Source organism: Agrobacterium vitis, assembly GCF_014926405.1.
Taxonomy (GTDB): Bacteria; Pseudomonadota; Alphaproteobacteria; order Rhizobiales; family Rhizobiaceae; genus Allorhizobium; species Allorhizobium vitis_H.
Map to the genome: position 1 here is coordinate 994,682 of NZ_JACXXJ020000005.1, position 17,811 is coordinate 1,012,492.

Genomic DNA, 17,811 nt, shown 5'->3' on the forward strand with positions numbered 1-17,811 from the left:
GACTGTTGAATGGTTCAGCGAATAGGCAGTGTTATGGCGAACCTCACTGCACCATGCTGCTGCACGCCGCTGTAAGGGATGAGATACGGCTCAGTCCAAAAGCCGCAGCGCCGCTTGCGCCACGGCCTGCATCTCTTCTTCTGTCCGGCCTGTCTTGCCAACCACGCGCATGCCCATCGTCAGGCAGAGCAGGGTGCTGGAGATGACATCGGCATTGAGATCGGCCCGGATCGAGCCATCGGCCTGTCCGATGACAATCTGGTCCTTCAGGCGCTGCTGGTTGGCGGTAAAGGCCTGTCCCACGCGGGCGGAGGCTTCCGCATCCAGCAGTGACAGATCGTTGGCGCCGCCGACTACGAGGCAGCCGCGCCGGCCTGCCGCACCATGGGCGTGTTCGGCGTAATGCTGCAAAAGGGCAAACAGCTTTTCCCGCCCGGTCTTAAGCGGTGCCATGCGCTTCAGGATCATCGCATGGCGCACCGACCAGTAGCGATCAAAGGCGGCCAGAAACACACCGCGCTTGTCGCCGAATGCCTTGTAGATACTGCCAGCCGTTAACCCCATGGCTTCGGCAAGTTCACTGATCGAGGCGGCTTGGTAGCCCCGCTCGGAAAACACCACCAGCGCTGCGTCCAGCGCCACGTCCGTGTCGAATTCCCGAGGGCGGCCCGCTGGCCTGCCGGATTTTGTTGGCTGGTTCATCATGGCTTTACAATAGGAAATGATCGTTTCCAAATCAAGTAAAAAATTGACTGCGATCAACAAACCGCAGTCAATGCGTTCAGGCGATCTTTTTAACTTCTTGCGGAATCAGGGAAAACTCTACCGCAGACGCACAGTGAATGGCGGTGGAATCAAAGCCCGGCAGGCAAAGATTTTTGGGATCGAGCAGAAGGCAAATCTCGGTGCAGCCAAGGATGACGCAATCGGCGCCGTCTGCCTTGGCCTTTTCAATGATCGCCAGATAGGCAGCCCGCGACTGTGCTTCGACGCGGCCCGCGCAGAGTTCATCGAAAATCACATCATGGACGATGCCGCGATCCGCTGCGTCTGGCACCATGGGCAGCAGGCCGAGGGCGCGCATGCGATCGGTATAAAAGCCATGCTCCATCGTGTAGCGGGTGGCGAGCAGCAGGGGCCGCTTGAAGCCGGCGTCTTTGATGGCCTGGGCCGTTGCATCGACAATATGGATAAGCGGCACGGAAACACGGGCTGCCACGGCATCGGCAATCAGATGCATGGTGTTGGTGCAGATCAGCACGCATTCGGCACCGGCGCGCTCCAGGGCGGCAGCGGCATCGCCCAGCACCTTTTCCGCCAGATCCCAACGGCCTGCCTTTTGATAGCCAACGATCTGCGAAAAATCGACCGACCGCATGACGATTTCAGCCGATGCCAAACCGCCCAACTGATGGCGAACTGCCTCATTGATGAGCCGATAGTAAACCGCCGAGCTTTCAAAGCTCATTCCGCCAATCAAGCCGATCATCCGCATTGTCGTGTTCCCCTAGTGTCTTTGGTGGTGATGAACAAAACTATGCCAGTGGATTGAAGCGGTTGATTTGCAAACTTCTCGAAAATCACCATAAGTTCCGCACAAAAATTGCGAGAAAAATGTAAAATGCGCGTATGATTTGCGTATTCATCCTGGAAGGCGGAGGATTAAGGCGTGATTGACGAAAGAGACAGGAAGATTCTGGATCTGCTGCAGCGAGATGCAGCCATTGCGGTGAGTGATCTGGCGGACAAGGTTGCCCTATCGGTTTCGGCCTGTTCGCGCCGTATCCTGAAACTGGAAGAGGGGGGCTATATCGAGCGACGGATCGCCGTGCTCAATCGCGACAAGGTGGGTGTGCCGACCACTGTCTACGCGCTGGTCAAAACCGCGCATCATACCGATGAATGGACGGAGGAGTTTCGCCGGGCGATTACCGATATCGCCGAAATCGTCGAGGCACATCGCCTGACCGGCCACCATGATTATATCTTGAAGATCGTCCTGCCACGGGTCGAGCATTACGACGTGGTTTATCGGCGGCTGGTGCGGCGTATCGAGCTTTTCGATGTGTCCGCCTCGATCTCGATGGAGACGATGAAAAGCGGGTCCGCGGTGCCGGTGGATTATGCGGTGTGAAAGCAGGCGAAACGCCGCAGACCGGCGTTTCGTATCAATGACGCATCCCTATCGAGATGGTCGCGGCAATCAGCCGTTATATTCGTTGCGGTGATGCGGCTTCTTCGTGGGGGCCTTGAACTGCCATTCGCTGCTGGACGACTGCTGGCTGCTGTCGTTCGTGTTCAGTTGCGCCGCCGTTTGCGTGGACGCAGTGGACTGGGCGGGCTGGGTGGTGGTCTTTGCCGTGGTTGCCGCAAACGATGCGGATGCACCGATCAGGCTTGCGAGCACGGCTGTTGCGATAAAGGTTTTCATGGATATCTCCAACTTTGTAAGTGGATAAAATTAAGTCGAACTATTTGGTTCGATGCCTGGAATCTGGGCGTTTTTGCTGTGCTTTGCAACGGCGCGCGCCTGTCAGAAAAAGCATTGCAGGCATGCGTTGGCGTCTCTTGTCGAATTGTGGATATAAAAATCTATTAAAATCAGCCTGTTACTTGTTCTGCCTCCAGGGATTTCCGCCTTGGATGGTCTGCTCTCGGCAGTCTCACTTCCTTTTGATAGATGACGGCGCTCAAAGGACATGGATGTGATGGAAAATTGTGCAATTGTGACGTTACGGGATGGTTCTGCCTGTATGGTTCAAATAAGCGCCGGGGATTTCAATCCCGCCTCACTGCACACGCTTTGGTTTTGCGGGGAGGGAACAAACCTCTGCCCCGTTGGTTACCTCTACAGTACAAACAAGGAGGATAACCCAATGAATCATACCAATCACGTTCGTCTCACCACTGCTGAACTTACCCCTGCCGTGCTCGAAGGTGCAACCATTTATGGTGCTGACGACCACAAGGTTGGCAAGCTGGATCATGTTCATGGTCTGGGTGCCAGCGGCACAGCGATCATTGATGTCGGCGGCTTCCTAGGCATCGGTGCAAAGCCGGTCGGTGTTCCGCTGTCGGATCTGCAGTTCATGCGGGATGAAGATGGCGACGTCCATGCTGTTACCACATGGACAAAGGATCAGCTTAAGGACATGCCTGCGCATAAGGACTAATTGTCCTAGGCATTTGAGGCGCAAGTTTTCCACGACTTATGTTATGTGAAAATTCGCTTAAATACGATATTATGGCCATCCTGGGGATCAGGGTGGCCATTTTTATGGGATATATTGTCGTTCTAATGGAAAGGGCCATTACAAGTGCCGCTTTTCATTGCCTTCAAGGCGAGAGTGCTTCAGCATCTTCAAGACATGATGTAAATCTACGGATGACGACCGTCGCGTTGATGATTTTCTCAATGGTCGTTGGTGTGATGCCGACCCTTTCCTATGCTGCGAATTTGCCGTGCAGTGGGGAAAAGGAGGTGTCGCAATGTGTCGCGGCGATTTTTTTGTCTGTAATGATGGATCGATCAGCGCCAGTAAGAAATCCTGCTTAAAGTATATGGGCGGAGCCGCAGATGGGATGGACAGTCCCGCCTTGGACATGACTCCATCCTTGGAACCCTCTCCAGAGGGAGGATGTTCTTGCCGCTCTGGCAAAATTTGCGTTGGCCCTCGGGGAGGGCGGTTCTGCCTCACCGATAGCGGCGCAAAAAGCTACCTGAGGAGATGACAATTCACGTTCTATCGGCGGGTGAGGGCGGATTTATTAACGCTGTCATCACCGGTAACACTGTCCCCATCTCCATTGGCCGCTGGAAACAGGGTGCTATAGTTCCTACATAGAATGCATTCCAACCATAGGAGTTACGTCCATGACGAGTGAACGCGCAGTGTTGGCAGGCGGTTGCTTCTGGGGCATGCAGGACCTGATCCGCAAGCTTCCCGGGGTCATCGCTACCCGAGTGGGATATTCCGGCGGCGATGTCGCGAACGCGACCTATCGCAATCATGGAACACATGCCGAGGCGATTGAAATTATCTTCGATCCATCAAAGACAAGCTTTCGCGATCTCCTGGAATTTTTCTTCCAGATTCATGATCCAAGCACGCCTAATCGTCAGGGAAACGATGTCGGCGTCAGCTATCGTTCCGCGATCTTCTACACGAATGAAGAGCAGAAAAAGATTGCCGCGGACACCATTGCCGACGTGGATGCTTCCGGCATCTGGCCTGGCAAGGTCGTGACCGAACTGGCGCCTGTGGGTGATTTCTGGCAGGCCGAGCCGGAGCATCAGGACTATCTTGAGCGCATTCCAAACGGCTATACCTGCCATTTTCCGCGGCCGCATTGGAAACTGCCGAAACGTCAGGCTGTGGCATAACAGTCCTCCAAAGACGTTGCGCCTTTTGACGGCGGCAGATTCTCGGCTTCCCTTCTCAGCCCCTCACCTGAGATCATTGAGCATTTCCGCTTTTCAGTGAAGCGCGGAAATGCTGCTTTTTCCGTTTTCAAAGTCTTCCTGCTGCCAAGATCGATTGGCGCTTTCGCCTGAAATTCCCCCTTTTTCATGTCGCCGCTGCATTGTTGAGCCTTATCGGTCACTCTGGCGCTTGACGAGCATTGCGAAGCGCGTTAACAAGAACCGTACCGTACGGTACTTAGATTGAAGGGCTTTCACCGTGTCGACCAATGCCATGCCAACAGCAGAATTTTCTGCACGCCAGAGCGCGGTTCTGGCGGAGGCCCTGCGCCTTTTGGTCGAAGGCGGCGATAAGGCATTGACCACGGCCGGTTTGGCGCGGGCGGCCAATTGCTCCAAGGAGAGCCTTTATAAATGGTTCGGCGATCGCGACGGTCTGCTGTCAGCGATGATTTCCTATCAAGCGAGCAAGGTGCGCACCTTCGAGCGCGCCGGCGAGCGCCTGACACCGCAGATGCTGGCCGATCATTTGCAGGTTTTCGCTCGCGATTTGCTGGATGTCTTGTCTGGTGAAATCTCGCTGGCGCTGAACCGTCTTGCCATTGGCCAGACTAGTCGCGACGGCTCGAAATTGGGGCAAATGCTGCTGGAGCGTGGCCGCCGCCAGATCGACCGCCGGGCGAGGGCGCTGCTGGATGCCGGACGACGCGATGGCCTGTTGCGGTTCGAGGACGGCGAGGATGCCTATCGGACGCTTTACGGCCTGATCGTTTCCGATCTTCATGTTCGCCTGCTTCTGGGTGAAAAACCCGAGCCACGAAAATTCGACGCTCGCGCACACAAGGCGGTGTCCGCCTTTCTTGTGTTGCACGGCACGGACAAGACATCGTCAGCGTAAATCCTGGCGAAGGATAAAACACTCAACATCAGACATAGCATAGGGAAGGATAACACAATGCGCGTCTATTATGATCGTGATGCCGATTTGAACCTCATCAAGGCGAAGAAAGTCGCCATCATTGGCTACGGCTCCCAGGGCCGCGCTCACGCGCTGAACCTCAAGGATTCGGGCGCACAGAACGTCGTGATCGCTCTCAAGGCTGGCTCGGCCACCATTGCCAAGGCTGAAGCCGATGGCTTCAAGGTCATGACCGTTGCCGAAGCGGCTGCCTGGGCTGACCTGATGATGATGGCAACCCCTGACGAATTGCAGGCTGACATCTATAAGGCCGACATCGCTGGCAACATCCGTGATGGCGCTGCGATTGCTTTCGCACACGGTCTCAACGTTCACTTCGGCCTGATTGAGCCAAAGAACACCGTGGACGTTGTGATGATCGCACCGAAGGGCCCTGGCCACACGGTTCGTGGCGAATACCAGAAGGGCGGCGGCGTACCTTGCCTCGTTGCCATTCATCAGAATGCCTCCGGCAATGCCCTTGAAGTGGCTCTGTCCTACGCTTGTGGCGTTGGCGGTGGCCGTTCGGGCATTATCGAAACCACATTCCAGGAAGAATGCGAAACCGACCTGTTCGGTGAGCAGGTCGTTCTGTGCGGCGGTCTGGTTGAGCTGATCCGCGCTGGCTTTGAGACGCTGGTTGAAGGCGGCTATGCGCCTGAAATGGCCTATTTCGAGTGCCTGCACGAAGTGAAGCTGATCGTTGACCTGATCTATGAAGGCGGTATCGCCAACATGAACTACTCGATCTCCAACACAGCTGAGTGGGGCGAATACGTCACCGGTCCGCGCATCATCACCGCTGAAACCAAGGCTGAAATGAAGCGCGTGTTGCACGACATTCAGACCGGCAAGTTCACATCGGATTGGATGCAGGAATACCGCGCTGGTGCTGCTCGCTTCAAGGGCATTCGCCGCATGAACGACAAGCACCAGATCGAAGAAGTCGGTGCCAAGCTGCGCGGCATGATGCCTTGGATCGCCAAGAACCAGCTGGTTGACAAGGCTCGCAACTAATTAACCTTGAATGTTCTTGGCGCTCCAAGCTTTTTTGTCTGCATGCCTTGGGCATTGCGGGGGATCGCCAAGAACCAGCTGGTTGACAAGGCTCGCAACTAATCAGCGTGAACGGTTCTTGACGATCCAAGTTTTTTTGTCTGCGTGCCTTCGGCATCGCGGGGGATCGCCAAGAACCAGCTGGTTGATAAGGCTCGCAACTAATCAGCCTTGAAGGGTTCCTGGCGCTCCAAGCTTTTTTGTCTGCATGCGTTTGGCATTGTGGGGGGCGCCAAGAACCAGCTGGTTATAAGGTCCGCAACGAAGATAAAGCGCCGCTGTCAGCCGACATGCGGCGCTTTATCGTGTCAGAAGCTTTCGCCTTGCAAGGCGATGACGGCCTCTTCGAACTGTTCCATCTGTTGAAAATAGCACACGCCCTCGATGGGAGGCAGGTTCATGAAGGCCGCTCCGCCCAGCCAGAGCGGGATATCCAACGGTAAGCCCTTTCGGATCTCCTTGATCTCTAGCTCAAAATTGCGGATGCGTTTGAAGGCGCCGCTGATGCACACGACGGTCGAGCCGGATTGCCTTGCCATTGCGACGAAATCCTTGGCCGGAAGCTGGGCGCCGAGATATGTTGTGTGGATGCCATGGCTGCGGGCGATCAGCGCCGCCACTAGCCCGCCGATATCATGCAATTCGCCTTCAAGCGTGGTGAAGACTATTCTGTGTGAACCGCGCGGCGACGCCAGAAGTTTGAATGCGCCGTTCAACAGCACCCTGACCGACGAAGAGGCGAGATGTTCTGACGCGATGGACAGGTGGCCTTCCGCCCAGCGCCGGCCGATTTCTGCCATGAATGGCAGGACGACGTGCTTTGTAAAATCAATAGGCCCAAGCGCAATGAAGCGGGTGCTCAGCAGCCGGTCCAAGGTCTCTCCGTCAAGGTTTTCCACGGCTTTAAAAACAGGCTCCAGGTCGTCCAAACGCGCCTGGTTCATCGCGGATCGTTTCAGCTCCTCGGTCGATAAATGGATAATGGAGCCGATCCGTTGCCCATTGTCGACGCAGGCCTTCAGCAGTTGCAACCGGACAAGATCTTCATGCCGGTAGATGCGGCGGCCACTGTCGGTGCGTTTGGGCACGATTGCTGCATAGCGGCGCTCCCAGGCATGCAAGACCAGCTTCGTCAGGCCGGTCTCGTTCACGACTTCACGAAGCGAATACGTCTCCTTCATAGCTCGTCGCCTTAATTTTTATTGTAGTTGAAAATAATATACGGAATGGTCGATGAGATTGCAAATCGACTTTCTGTCTATGTTTGGATAATCGGCAGAGCGCCCTCCCCAGCGCGGAGACGACAATTTTGTCGATGCCTGAGGGGCTGAATGCCCTGTGCCGGACGGGCCGTCTTTCTTCTGTGCGTTGACTATTTCTGTTTTTTTTAAATCACTTAGCGATTTTACCATTAAAAATTAGGGGTATTTAAGTGTCCAGAATAACCCGATATTTACTTGGTTTGCATAATATAAAATTTTTAGAGATTGCTTCTAATTTAGGAATTGATTGTATATATTTCTGTGTGACACTGATGTCATCAAAGGCGCAGTACGACGCGCTTGCAGATCAAAGGTCGAAGGATTCAGGCATGACTATTTTTGGACTGGGTGCTGATGCCAGATCGGAAGTTTCGGCTCTTCGCAAGTCGCAGGCCGTCATAGAATTCAGCTTGGATGGCACCATTTTGGATGCCAATGACAATTTCTGCCGGGCGCTCGGCTACAGTCTGGCTGAAATTAAAGGCAAGCACCACCGCATGTTCGTCGATGCCAGCGAGGTTGAGACCAGCGATTACCGGAATTTTTGGGAAGGGTTGCGGCAGGGTAAATTCCAGCGCGCCCAATATCGTCGTATTGCCAAGGACGGCCGAGATGTGTGGATCGAAGCCTCATACAATCCGATAATGAAGGGTGATAGGCCCTATAAGGTCGTCAAATATGCCACGGATATCACCGCAGTAAAATTGCAGGCGTTGGAGGATGATGCCAAGCTGAAGGCGATTTCGACCTCGATGGCGGTCATCGAGTTTACCCCTGATGGCAAGATCATCACCGCCAATGAAAATTTCTGCAAGGCGATGGGCTATAGTCTGACGGAACTTGTCGGGCGCCATCACAGTCTGTTTTGTGACAAGGCCTATACGTCTTCCACAGACTACACATCTTTCTGGCGCGATCTGGCGGCTGGGCGGACCTTGGCCAATGAGTTCCGGCGCATCGCCAAGGATGGCCACGATGTCTGGATACAGGCCTCCTACAATCCGGTCTTCGACGCACGGGGGAAAGTCTACAAGGTCGTGAAGTTTGCAACCGATGTGTCGAGCCGGATGGATGCTATTTCCCATCTGGGTGCCGCATTGAAGGCGCTGGCGGGCGGCGATCTGACCGGCACGCTGAACAACATGTTCGTGCCGACCATGGAAAAACTGCGGATCGATTTCAACGAAGCCCTCAGCCATTTGCGCAAGACAATGGACGGTGTCGCCCTCAGCGCCCGGTCCATCGCGTCGAGCACCAATGAAATCAAGGAGGCCGCCAACGACCTGTCGCGCCGTACCGAAGCACAGGCAGCCTCCGTGGAGGAATCAGCTGCGTCTCTGGAGGAAGTCACCACGACGGTTGCCGACTCCGCCAAGCGTGCCGAGGAGGTTGGCCGGTTGATGGAGCAGACCCGGCTGAATACGGAGCAATCCAGCGTTATCGTCAGGGATGCCGTGGTTGCCATGAATGAGATCGAGCAGTCGTCCGGGCGGATTTCGAGCATTCTGGGCGTCATTGATGAAATTGCCTTCCAGACCAATCTTCTGGCGCTGAATGCCGGTGTCGAAGCGGCCCGCGCCGGTGAAGCAGGCAAGGGTTTTGCGGTCGTCGCCCAGGAGGTCCGCGAGCTGGCGCAGCGCTCGGCTTCATCCGCCAAGGAAATCCGGCAGTTGATCAGCACGTCCGGCAAGCAGGTTGACCGTGGCGTGGACCTTGTTGCCCAGACCGGCTCGGCTCTGGAGAATATCCTCAATCAGATCCGTGCCATCGATACAAATGTCACAGCAATTGTTCACGGCACCAAGGAACAGACCACCGCGCTGCGGGAAATCAACAGTTCCGTCAATGTCATCGACCAGTCCACGCAAAAGAATGCAGCGATGGTTGAGGAAACGACGGCAGCGGCATTCTCGCTGTCCAAGGATGTTGATGATTTGTTCCAGATGGTCGCTCAGTTCAAGACCTCTCCGTCTGGCTCATCGTCATCCTATCCTCGCGCCGCCTGACCCCACAATCCATCTATTGGTGTTCAATAAGGTGCCGTGCGCTCCATGCGCGCGGCGTTTTGTTTTTTTTGCTATCTATGGATGTATGGGCGGTATGAAACATGGGCAAAACGTGAGGACGTGACGAGACCGTCATCTTTTTGCGCTGCGATGCCTTTACAAAGTCACTCGATCGCAGCGAATAAAGAATGATCTGGTGTCTTTTCAGATCTGCGAGGTCCGTGAACTGCCAGAGACTGGAAAAGAAAGTTTCATCCATGCTGTCCCATGCAAAAGCCATTATGCCGCAAGCCGCTGACGATCATGTGTCCTGGCCGGCGGATGGGGAAATATTCGATGTGAACCGGCTGGAATTGCGGGTCAAGCCTGGAGAACATCCGTTTCATAGTGCGCATCGCGATGCCATTCACCGAAATTGGCAGGCCGAGTCGGCGGCCAATCCGGCTCTTTTCGATGGCGCCATGGTGTTGTTTGACGAATTGCAGATCGGGCAGGGAGCGGTGACTGGCGCGGGACACCTTATCCCTTATTCGACCTTTTTGTTTTGGCGTCGTCAGGCTGAGCCACAGAGTGGCTATCACCTGTTTGGGTTTCCTGTGCTGATTTCGGCCGATGGTGCCTTGATCGCGGTGGAAATGGCCGCTCACACCGCCAATGCAGGCCGGGTCTATTGTCCGGCGGGATCGCTCGATGCATCGGATATTATCGATGCGATGGTCGATGTCGATGCCAATATGCGCCGCGAAGTGCAGGAAGAAACCGGACTGTCGGTGGATGATGCGGTGATCGATCCGCAATTGCGAGGCTATCGTCGAGGCCGTCGGGTCACGCTGTTTCGGGTGTTTCGTCTGGCCTTGACCACTGAGGCGGTTTTCGAGCGAATCGCGGCCCATATGGCTGTCGATGAAGAGCAGGAAATTGCCCGCGCCGTAGCCATTCGCTCGGCTGATCGCAATGCGCATGATTACACGCCAGACATGTATCCCCTACTGGATTGGATTTTTCCCGGCTAAGTGGCTGGTTCGCCTTGCATGGCTGGCGCTGCTCGTGCAGTTTGCTGGCATTGTAACGGCGACTGGAGGCTTGTTTGGCTCGACACTATTGCATTTACGACGTCTTCACTGACAAAAAGCTGTGCGGCAACCCTTTGGCAATCGTGTTCGATTGCGAGGATCTCGATGACGATGCGTTGCAGGCGATAGCGCGGGAATTCAATCTCTCGGAAACTGTTTTTGTCTTTCCGTCCGTCAATGTCGCGCATGTGGCGCGTATCCGGATTTTCACCCCCGGGCGCGAGCTTCCCTTTGCCGGTCATCCCACGGTTGGCACGGCGATCGGCCTGGCGGAAAAGGCGCATCAGGATCGTGAGGGGCCGCTCGATCTGGTGTCGGTGATCGATGAAAAGATTGGTCCGGTGCGCTGTGCCGTCAGCCTGAGGCCGGGTGAGGCGAGTTTTGCCGAATTCGATCTGCCGAAAACCTCCACCCAGATTCAACTGCCGCTCGACCGCCAGGGCATCGCCGATGCGCTTGGCCTGAAGCCGAACCAATTGCTTTTCGAAAACCATCTGCCGTCGATCTGGTCGGCTGGTGTGCCCTTCCTGCTCATTCCGGTCAGCAGTCTGGGAGATGTCGAAAGCATCGAATTTGATCCGCAGCTCTGGGAGCGGGCCGCCCCTTTCTGTGACGGCGCGCTGACCTCGGCCTATGTCTATTGCCGTGGTGGTGTTCACCACGCGGCTGACTTTCACGCCCGGATGTTTTCCCCCGATATGGGCATAGCCGAGGACCCGGCCACTGGCTCCGCGGTGGCGGCGCTTTCAGGCGCCATCCAGCATTTCGATGCACTGCCGGACGGCCATCACCCGTTGCTGATCGAGCAGGGCGTGGAGATGGGGCGCCCCTCCTTCATCCATCTGCATATCGACACCAAGGAAGGCAAAGTTTTCCGCGCCCGCATCGGCGGCACCGCCGTGCGCATCGCTTCCGGCATGCTCGACATTTGATTTTCCTTGGTTTTTTCGAGTTTTGATTTTTTTTGCTGTTTCATGACATTTTTTTCGAAACGGCGCTGGACAAGCAGAGACAACCCCTTTATATCCCCGCTCACGGCAGCGATGAAGCACAAACGAAGCGCTGCAGGCGGGTGATTAGCTCAGTTGGTAGAGCAGCTGACTCTTAATCAGCGGGTCGTAGGTTCGAACCCTACATCACCCACCATTTCAATGACTTAGCCGGGAATTTTATATGCTGTTTTATAGCATTCCCGGTATTTTACACTTTCATTCTCGCCTTGTTCCCTGACCGATAGCGTCGACCACTTCCTGACCGGCCAGATAGTGCTTTCGGATGATCGTTTCGGCATCGCTTTCCGAGTGGCCGGAGATCTCTGCAATCAGTTTAATTTTCTCGTCATGGGACCGATCCAGCTTTGCATAGGCGAAGGTGATGGCCGTTCCCCGCAGGTCATGAAACGTCACGCCATGGATGCCGAGGCGGGCCATTTCCTTACGCCACGATGCGCGAAACCCGCTCGATGTCCAGTTTTGGCCGAATGAGTTGACCAAAACCCGCTGGCGCTGATCTTCCTTGGCTTTTCTTAACATCGGCAGCAGATCCAGTGCGGCGGCCACGCGCACGCGGGCGCCGGTCTTGCCTTGCCGAATCGAGATCCGTTCTCCGTCGAAGGCCAGCGTCGGCATGGAAAGGACATCCGCCTGTCTCTGCATGGTCCACAGCGCGACCATGGCAACGTTTCTGATATGCGGGGATGCTTCGGCCAGCAATGTGTCAAGCTGCTGGCTACTCCAGATTATGTCACGGCGTGTGCCTTCGTGCAGCCTTTCCACCCGTTCCAGCGGATTGCGCAGGATGATCTCATTGTCTTTCGCCCAGGCGAAGACACGGGAGAGGAGGGCCATATGCATGTCGGCGGATCGGGGCGCGTCCTTCATGGTGTCGCGCCACCGCAGGAACAGCATCCGACTGCCTCTGGCCTCGATGGCCTGGATCGGGAAGGTTTCATATTCTAGGCGGATGGCTGAAAATTGCCGCTCATAATCGCGGCGTGTTGCCGGTGCGAGCTTTTCAAAACTGGCTGTCTTGCGAAAATCGTCAATCAGTGAACCGATTGTGCCTTGTATCGCTTGCTTCTGCCGATCACGGGTCAGCCGCAGGAATTCCTGCGTGAATGCCTTTGTGCCTGGCTTGGAGGCCAGCCTTGGGGCGCCTTTGCCGCGCCAGGCGTAGTAATAGGTTTCTATCCCGCCGTTGGCCAGCCGGACCTTGACCTTATGAATTCCCACCAGTTTGCCGTCCATCCATCCACCTATTGAGCGCGGCTTCCGCGCTATCGTCTTTTTCGGGCTTGATCGCAAAGCGGCGAGGGGAAAACTCGATTTCCCCTGTCGGATGCATGATGACACGCACGTCATGCATCGCTGCCGCCGCAGCAGCATCGGCGATTTCTGATTTTGTGTAAGTGCGGGCTCTGCTCATTGAGGTTCGTCCACATTGTTTCCACAGGCTGGCTCTGGCCCGCTGCGGATGGTTTTCGGTCGTGGTCCCATAGTTTCAGCATTCATCAGGTACGCCGCCAGGTTCGTCCCAGCGTGACAGACACCGGCAACGGTGATTTCACCGTTGGTGATGGTGAAACTGGCGTGGCACTTATAGGTGACGACTGCCCAGGCCTTGGCGGTGTCAATATCCAGCATGATGCGGTCGGCGCCGCAGCATGGGCGGCGGGTGGTGGATTGGAGTTTGTAGGTGCGGGCGGTGGTCATGGTGCGCCCTCTGCCGCTTCCTCGGCCATGATATCGCGGCCTGTCCGTAGTTCTTCGATCTGGATAAGCATGGCTTCGGCGCGTTCGACGACATCCGGGCGGTTGTTTGCCTTGCCCCACGCTATTTCCAAGCGCTTTGTGTGTTCGACCGGGCCATATTTATCAGTGAGAACGGCACCAGCTGATATCGCGGCTGCCTTCTTTGAGAGCGCGATATCGAAATGGACCCACGATGCGTTGCGGTGCTTGCCGAAAGACAGGATTTTGTGGCCCTGTATCCATTTGCGCTGGACACCGATTTTGTCCACCATGGCAAGCAGCTCTTCATCGGTGTCTGCCCACAGGTGGCACATCACCATATTGCCGAACTTATGGCGAACGTCGTCAACATAGACGGTCACCGGCTTTCCTCCCAAGCTGCTACGCAGGCCGGAGCGATGGTTTTGGCGATATCGCGCATTGCTTCAGCATAGACACGGATCTCATATTGAGCATGCGGATCGACGCGCAGATCCAGAAACCCAAGCAGATTGCGCAGGTCGACCTTAGCAAACATATGGCTGTAGGTATTGACCGGCAGCACAGATCTGGCGAGTTCGCGCGGCCATCCTTTGGCAAGCAAGTTTCGATAAAGCTCAAAAGCTTTTTCGCAGTGTTCGCGCATCAGGTGGGTTTCGAAACGTCGATCCGACAGGATATTGTCGGCTTCGGTGTATTCCTCAGGGTCGCTGATATCACGGGCCTGTTTGCTGCTCGCCGATTGAACCCCAATCAAGTGTGGTTCCGGAACATAGAACTCCTCAGGCAACTCGCGGTATCGAGCCGACAATTCGTTGAATGACCATGTGCGATGACGATGCCACTGCCGGAACACGAAGATCGGAGCTTTGACTTCGAACTGGAATTCTACGGCTTCGAATGGACTGGTATGCCGGTTTTTCCAGAGATATCGGATCAGCCGGATATCGGACCCTTCATCCGTTCCGGCCCGCCACGCCGCATCATAAGAGACGCGAGCCGCGCGAACGACAGATAAATCGCTGCCCATATGGTCAACGTGGCGGACAAAGCCATGATCGAGAAGATCGATTTTCATGCTGGGTTCCTCTTTAAGAAATCATCAAGATAGGCCGCGTACCAAGCGGATTTTGCGTAGTCCTGCGCGCCATCCTTCTTGTTGGCGCGCGCTTGATATTTGATGATGTTGAATTTTAGAGCCCCTATAAACTCCTCGCGCGAGAGCCATGCTTTGAGGACTTTGATCACCTCATAGGGATCGGCGGCGCTACCATAGTGAGCGGGATGATCGACGGTTTGTGCATTCTCATGCATCGGCGTTACCCTCCATTGCAGATGTGGGTTTGCCAAAGTCCTTCAGCGCAAAATCGCGGACAGTTTGCTTTCCGAGATCGAAGGCGGTGAGGAGCCATTGCGGTTCCGGGTGCCACTCGGTCGAGCCAAACCAGATATTCTTGGGCAGGATGGTGCGCTCTGATGTTTCGCCGCGATAGTTGGTGTAGGTGAGAGTGACTGGATTGGCGCGCTCATGGTCATAGGCCCGATAGCCAATGACTTTGGCCTGTTGCAGATCCATTAGGATTGCGCAATGTCCATCAATCTCCCGGACGGAATACGGCTGATCACTGTTGAGGAATTCGGTAAAGCCCGCATCGTCGTTATGATAGGTAATTGGCCCCTGCGCTGGCGCTGTGGCGAAGCTGGCAGGGACCATATCTGCGGGAATTTCCCCATTAATGGCCCTACGCGCCGCATCGCCATAATGACCACTACCGCCACAACATGGGCAAGCGCTCCATCCGGGGATTTTGTCATCAGGCCCTCGCCAAACCGCCACCGTCTGCGGCTGGGCGGCAATGGCGGCTTGAATAGCCATGCGAATAACGTCATCGGGGATACCGGGACGAGACCTGGAAAGGACGCTGTCGGCGGCATCAACCATTTTGTCTGTGATTTCCATGATCTCTCTCCAATCACACCCGCATCGGCATCAGCACGATGAGGTTTTCTTCGTGGTCGCCATCGGCCCGCAGGATGGCGGGGCTGCCGGCGGTTTCCATGGCGAGGGTGAGCGGGCCGTCGCCGAGGTGGGTCAGGGCGTCGAGGACATATTTGCCGTTGAAACCGGCTTCGATTTCCAGCGGGCCTTCGACCGGAATGGTTTCCTCGGCCGATCCGGCGTCGGGGTTGTTGACGGATAGCTGCAACTGGCCATCCGAAAACTTGAACTTGACGGCCCGGCCTTTCTCGCTGGAAATGACGATGACGCGCTCGACGGCGGGCCTGATGGCCTTGGCCTCAAACTCAGCCTTCGCCGCGCCCGCCTGCGGAATGACGCGGGTATAATCCGGGAAAGTGCCGTCGATCAGCTTTGAGACGATCCGCAGGCCGGGCATGGTGATAGAGATTCGGCTATCCGTCGCCTCCAGCGTCACGTCGCCATCGGGCAGGTGTGCCAGCAACGCAGTAACCAGCTTGCGCGGCAGGATAATGCGATCAGGGGCAACGCCCTCGATGCGAAGCCAGCGCTTGGCCAGGCGGTGGCCGTCCGTCGCCACCAGCAAGGCCCCATCGGCGCCTGGCTCAATAAACACACCATTCAGATAATAGCGGGTCTCTTCCGTGGAAATGGCGAAGGCGACGGAGGTGAGTGCGGCTTTCAGCCCCGACCCGGAGGCGGTGCAACGGGTGGGGTTATCGGCGGTAAAATCCGGCATGATCGGCAGATCGTCCAGCGGCAGCACCTGAAGCTGAAACTTCGACCGGCCAGACGAGACGATGGCTTGCGTCTTGTCCGCGTCCAGCTTGATCTTCACCTGCACGCCATCCGGCAGCTTGCCAACGATATCGTCCAGCAGCTTGGCCGCGATCGTGAACGGGTGGAAATCCATATCAAGATCGGCCGCGAGATCGACGGTGCCTTCAATGTCGAGGTCCGTCATGCGCAGTTGCAGGCCGGACGGTCCGCGCTCAAAGCCGACATTGGACAGAATCGGGATGGTGTTGCGGGTCTCGACAATGCTCTTGCGGATCTTCAACGCGGCGGCGAGGGCGGATTTGCTGGCGGTGATCATGATGTGACCCTGTCGATATTGGATTTGATGACGCGGAACGTGTAGGCAGCGACCCATGGGTTCGGCCACATGCTCGGGTCATCGCCGTATTTTTTGGGGAACTTGTTCAAGGTGTGGAAATAGTTGAGGAAAGCGCCGCCCGCTGTCGATAGGCAATGATCGATATCCAACACCTTGCCGCTATCGATCGGCCCCCAATCCATTGACCAGCCGATGTCTTCCAAGGCATCGCCGCGGCATTCCAGCCGGTAGGTCGCGCCTTCTGCAATGGCATCGGCATCCGTGATATCTTGCATCCGCATAATGCGGACATCGGTGACAATAAGTGTCAGGCGGGATGCCCAGCGTGGCATGAACATGCCTGACACCCAACGGATCGTACCCGGCTCTATCAGCCCATCGGCAGCGAAAATGCAGTAGTCGCTATCGCGCAGCTTCGCGGGAATGTCCTTGAGGCGTGAGCCGCAACCGCTCCATTCGACATAGGTGGCGACATTGTCATTCCACGACGGATCGTCCGATGGTGGATCGGGGATGAAGGCTTCCTTGACCCAGAGGCGATCGCCGATGGAATACCGAATGTTCTTTTGTGCCCAAGCGTCTGGCGGATTAGGTTTGTTGCTGACAATTGAGAGGCCAGGGCCGATAGGCCATTCTACATCCCCCTCCCGCAGAATAGGATGACGATAAGGAATGGCGACCGGCTGTGCCTTGGCGGCTCGTCTGGTCTGGGTTTTCCGCCCGTCCAGCATTGCGCGCACCATCGGGCCGCTGAAAGGGATTGGTTTATCGGCCATCACGCACCCGCCTTTCCAGCGTCATGAGGTTCTTGCGCCACTCGAAGAAGCCGAGCGCGCCTTTGACAGGGATGAATTTGACGGGCTGCACCTTGCGAAGGACAAAGCCGAATGTTCCAAAAAACCACGGGCTAGAAGACTGATCGACGCAGTCAACGATCTCGGCTGTCGCGACAATGCCGCCGCGCTGCATTTCGTTGATATCCGGGAAAACATTGCCCTGCGGGAAAGGATGGATAAGGCTGATCTCATGAATGGTTGCGACGCAATCCTCATATTCGGCGCGCGTCATGCCTTTGGCGGCATGGATGCAGACCGGCCCGCGAAACTTGGTCGGCCAGTCGCGGTTTTCAATATCTTTGCCGAGATTGACGATGCACCACGCCCATGGCTGGCGAATCGACAGGGCGAATTTTGGGAGGGTGTCCATCAT

General features: G+C 56.0%; 24 protein-coding genes and 1 tRNA gene. 10 read left to right on the forward strand and 15 right to left on the reverse strand.

All coding sequences use genetic code 11. From position 1 onward, the window contains the following. Positions 1-90 precede the first annotated feature (90 nt). Both IEI95_RS15695 and IEI95_RS15700 read right to left on the reverse strand, forming a co-directional pair. Positions 91-702, reverse strand: coding sequence for a TetR/AcrR family transcriptional regulator (locus IEI95_RS15695; RefSeq protein WP_194416695.1), 612 nt, complete (start codon positions 700-702; stop codon positions 91-93). 79 nt (positions 703-781) lie between these two features. Beyond that, a complete protein-coding gene (locus IEI95_RS15700; RefSeq protein ID WP_194416696.1) occupies positions 782-1,495 on the reverse strand; it encodes an aspartate/glutamate racemase family protein in 714 nt (237 codons plus the stop codon). A 174-nt stretch (positions 1,496-1,669) separates the two neighbouring features. On the opposite strand from IEI95_RS15700, the gene IEI95_RS15705 reads away from it, so the two are divergent. Then, on the forward strand, positions 1,670-2,134 hold the full coding sequence (locus IEI95_RS15705; RefSeq protein WP_070150458.1) for an Lrp/AsnC family transcriptional regulator: 465 nt from the start codon (positions 1,670-1,672) through the stop codon (positions 2,132-2,134). A gap of 69 nt (positions 2,135-2,203) precedes the next feature. Here the strand turns inward: IEI95_RS15705 and IEI95_RS15710 are convergent, their stop codons facing one another. Then, entirely contained in the window at positions 2,204-2,431 is a 228-nt protein-coding gene (locus IEI95_RS15710; RefSeq protein WP_194416697.1) for a hypothetical protein, read from the reverse strand. A 445-nt stretch (positions 2,432-2,876) separates the two neighbouring features. Between IEI95_RS15710 and IEI95_RS15715 the strand changes: the two genes are divergently transcribed. The 3 genes from IEI95_RS15715 (at position 2,877) to msrA (ending at position 4,384) form a co-directional block, all read left to right on the forward strand. After that, positions 2,877-3,173, forward strand: a complete 297-nt coding sequence (locus tag IEI95_RS15715; RefSeq protein ID WP_015916427.1) for a PRC-barrel domain-containing protein — start codon at positions 2,877-2,879, stop codon at positions 3,171-3,173. A gap of 316 nt (positions 3,174-3,489) precedes the next feature. After that, positions 3,490-3,732 (forward strand): YdcA family protein, encoded by a 243-nt coding sequence (locus tag IEI95_RS29880; RefSeq protein WP_488656267.1) that lies wholly within the window; start codon positions 3,490-3,492, stop codon positions 3,730-3,732. Between the two features lie 142 nt (positions 3,733-3,874). Beyond that, entirely contained in the window at positions 3,875-4,384 is a 510-nt protein-coding gene (gene msrA / locus IEI95_RS15720) for a peptide-methionine (S)-S-oxide reductase MsrA (protein ID WP_194416698.1), read from the forward strand. Here msrA and IEI95_RS15725 read toward each other — a convergent pair. Beyond that, positions 4,369-4,605 carry a hypothetical protein gene (locus tag IEI95_RS15725; RefSeq protein ID WP_194416699.1) on the reverse strand — a complete coding sequence of 79 codons (237 nt, stop codon included), beginning with the start codon at positions 4,603-4,605 and terminating at the stop codon, positions 4,369-4,371. The two genes, msrA and IEI95_RS15725, sit on opposite strands and share 16 nt — an antisense overlap. 92 nt (positions 4,606-4,697) lie before the next feature. On the opposite strand from IEI95_RS15725, the gene IEI95_RS15730 reads away from it, so the two are divergent. Both IEI95_RS15730 and ilvC read left to right on the forward strand, forming a co-directional pair. Further along, complete coding sequence (locus IEI95_RS15730) at positions 4,698-5,321, forward strand: TetR/AcrR family transcriptional regulator C-terminal domain-containing protein (RefSeq protein ID WP_041698078.1); 624 nt, start codon at positions 4,698-4,700, stop codon at positions 5,319-5,321. A gap of 57 nt (positions 5,322-5,378) precedes the next feature. Next, on the forward strand, positions 5,379-6,398 hold the full coding sequence (ilvC, locus tag IEI95_RS15735; RefSeq protein WP_015916424.1) for a ketol-acid reductoisomerase: 1,020 nt from the start codon (positions 5,379-5,381) through the stop codon (positions 6,396-6,398). Between the two features lie 347 nt (positions 6,399-6,745). On the opposite strand, the gene IEI95_RS15740 is transcribed toward ilvC, so the two are convergent. After that, on the reverse strand, positions 6,746-7,618 hold the full coding sequence (locus IEI95_RS15740; RefSeq protein WP_156533419.1) for a MerR family transcriptional regulator: 873 nt from the start codon (positions 7,616-7,618) through the stop codon (positions 6,746-6,748). A gap of 410 nt (positions 7,619-8,028) precedes the next feature. Here IEI95_RS15740 and IEI95_RS15745 point away from each other — a divergent pair, with 410 nt between their 5' ends. The 4 genes from IEI95_RS15745 (at position 8,029) to IEI95_RS15760 (ending at position 11,924) form a co-directional block, all read left to right on the forward strand. Further along, complete coding sequence (locus tag IEI95_RS15745; protein WP_194416700.1) at positions 8,029-9,705, forward strand: methyl-accepting chemotaxis protein; 1,677 nt, start codon at positions 8,029-8,031, stop codon at positions 9,703-9,705. 257 nt (positions 9,706-9,962) lie between these two features. Then, complete coding sequence (locus IEI95_RS15750; protein ID WP_194416701.1) at positions 9,963-10,718, forward strand: NUDIX hydrolase; 756 nt, start codon at positions 9,963-9,965, stop codon at positions 10,716-10,718. A gap of 74 nt (positions 10,719-10,792) precedes the next feature. Continuing rightward, the gene (locus tag IEI95_RS15755; protein WP_015916420.1) at positions 10,793-11,710 is read left to right on the forward strand and encodes a PhzF family protein; all 918 of its coding nucleotides are present in this window, start codon (positions 10,793-10,795) and stop codon (positions 11,708-11,710) included. Between the two features lie 138 nt (positions 11,711-11,848). Then, positions 11,849-11,924, forward strand: a tRNA-Lys gene (locus tag IEI95_RS15760). A 62-nt stretch (positions 11,925-11,986) separates the two neighbouring features. On the opposite strand, the gene IEI95_RS15765 is transcribed toward IEI95_RS15760, so the two are convergent. The 10 genes from IEI95_RS15765 to IEI95_RS15810 are packed head-to-tail and all read right to left on the reverse strand — an operon-like array spanning position 11,987 to position 17,811. Next, positions 11,987-13,024: a tyrosine-type recombinase/integrase gene (locus IEI95_RS15765; RefSeq protein ID WP_194416702.1), complete on the reverse strand. Its 1,038-nt coding sequence runs from the start codon at positions 13,022-13,024 to the stop codon at positions 11,987-11,989. Next, complete coding sequence (locus tag IEI95_RS15770; protein WP_174084620.1) at positions 12,996-13,202, reverse strand: hypothetical protein; 207 nt, start codon at positions 13,200-13,202, stop codon at positions 12,996-12,998. Before IEI95_RS15770 ends, IEI95_RS15765 begins: the two co-directional genes overlap by 29 nt. Further along, positions 13,199-13,489, reverse strand: coding sequence for a hypothetical protein (locus IEI95_RS15775; protein ID WP_194416703.1), 291 nt, complete (start codon positions 13,487-13,489; stop codon positions 13,199-13,201). The genes IEI95_RS15770 and IEI95_RS15775 overlap by 4 nt, the downstream gene beginning before the upstream one ends. Beyond that, positions 13,486-13,890, reverse strand: coding sequence for a DUF4031 domain-containing protein (locus IEI95_RS15780; protein WP_194416704.1), 405 nt, complete (start codon positions 13,888-13,890; stop codon positions 13,486-13,488). Before IEI95_RS15780 ends, IEI95_RS15775 begins: the two co-directional genes overlap by 4 nt. Then, complete coding sequence (thyX, locus tag IEI95_RS15785) at positions 13,887-14,585, reverse strand: FAD-dependent thymidylate synthase (RefSeq protein WP_156536857.1); 699 nt, start codon at positions 14,583-14,585, stop codon at positions 13,887-13,889. Before thyX ends, IEI95_RS15780 begins: the two co-directional genes overlap by 4 nt. Next, positions 14,582-14,821, reverse strand: coding sequence for a DUF3310 domain-containing protein (locus IEI95_RS15790; RefSeq protein WP_194416705.1), 240 nt, complete (start codon positions 14,819-14,821; stop codon positions 14,582-14,584). The genes thyX and IEI95_RS15790 overlap by 4 nt, the downstream gene beginning before the upstream one ends. Beyond that, positions 14,814-15,467: a hypothetical protein gene (locus tag IEI95_RS29170; RefSeq protein ID WP_204166268.1), complete on the reverse strand. Its 654-nt coding sequence runs from the start codon at positions 15,465-15,467 to the stop codon at positions 14,814-14,816. The genes IEI95_RS15790 and IEI95_RS29170 overlap by 8 nt, the downstream gene beginning before the upstream one ends. 13 nt (positions 15,468-15,480) lie before the next feature. Then, complete coding sequence (gene dnaN / locus IEI95_RS15800) at positions 15,481-16,581, reverse strand: DNA polymerase III subunit beta (RefSeq protein ID WP_194416706.1); 1,101 nt, start codon at positions 16,579-16,581, stop codon at positions 15,481-15,483. After that, positions 16,578-17,378, reverse strand: a complete 801-nt coding sequence (locus IEI95_RS15805; RefSeq protein ID WP_194416707.1) for a hypothetical protein — start codon at positions 17,376-17,378, stop codon at positions 16,578-16,580. The genes dnaN and IEI95_RS15805 overlap by 4 nt, the downstream gene beginning before the upstream one ends. Continuing rightward, positions 17,368-17,811: an ASCH domain-containing protein gene (locus tag IEI95_RS15810; protein WP_234934228.1), complete on the reverse strand. Its 444-nt coding sequence runs from the start codon at positions 17,809-17,811 to the stop codon at positions 17,368-17,370. The genes IEI95_RS15805 and IEI95_RS15810 overlap by 11 nt, the downstream gene beginning before the upstream one ends.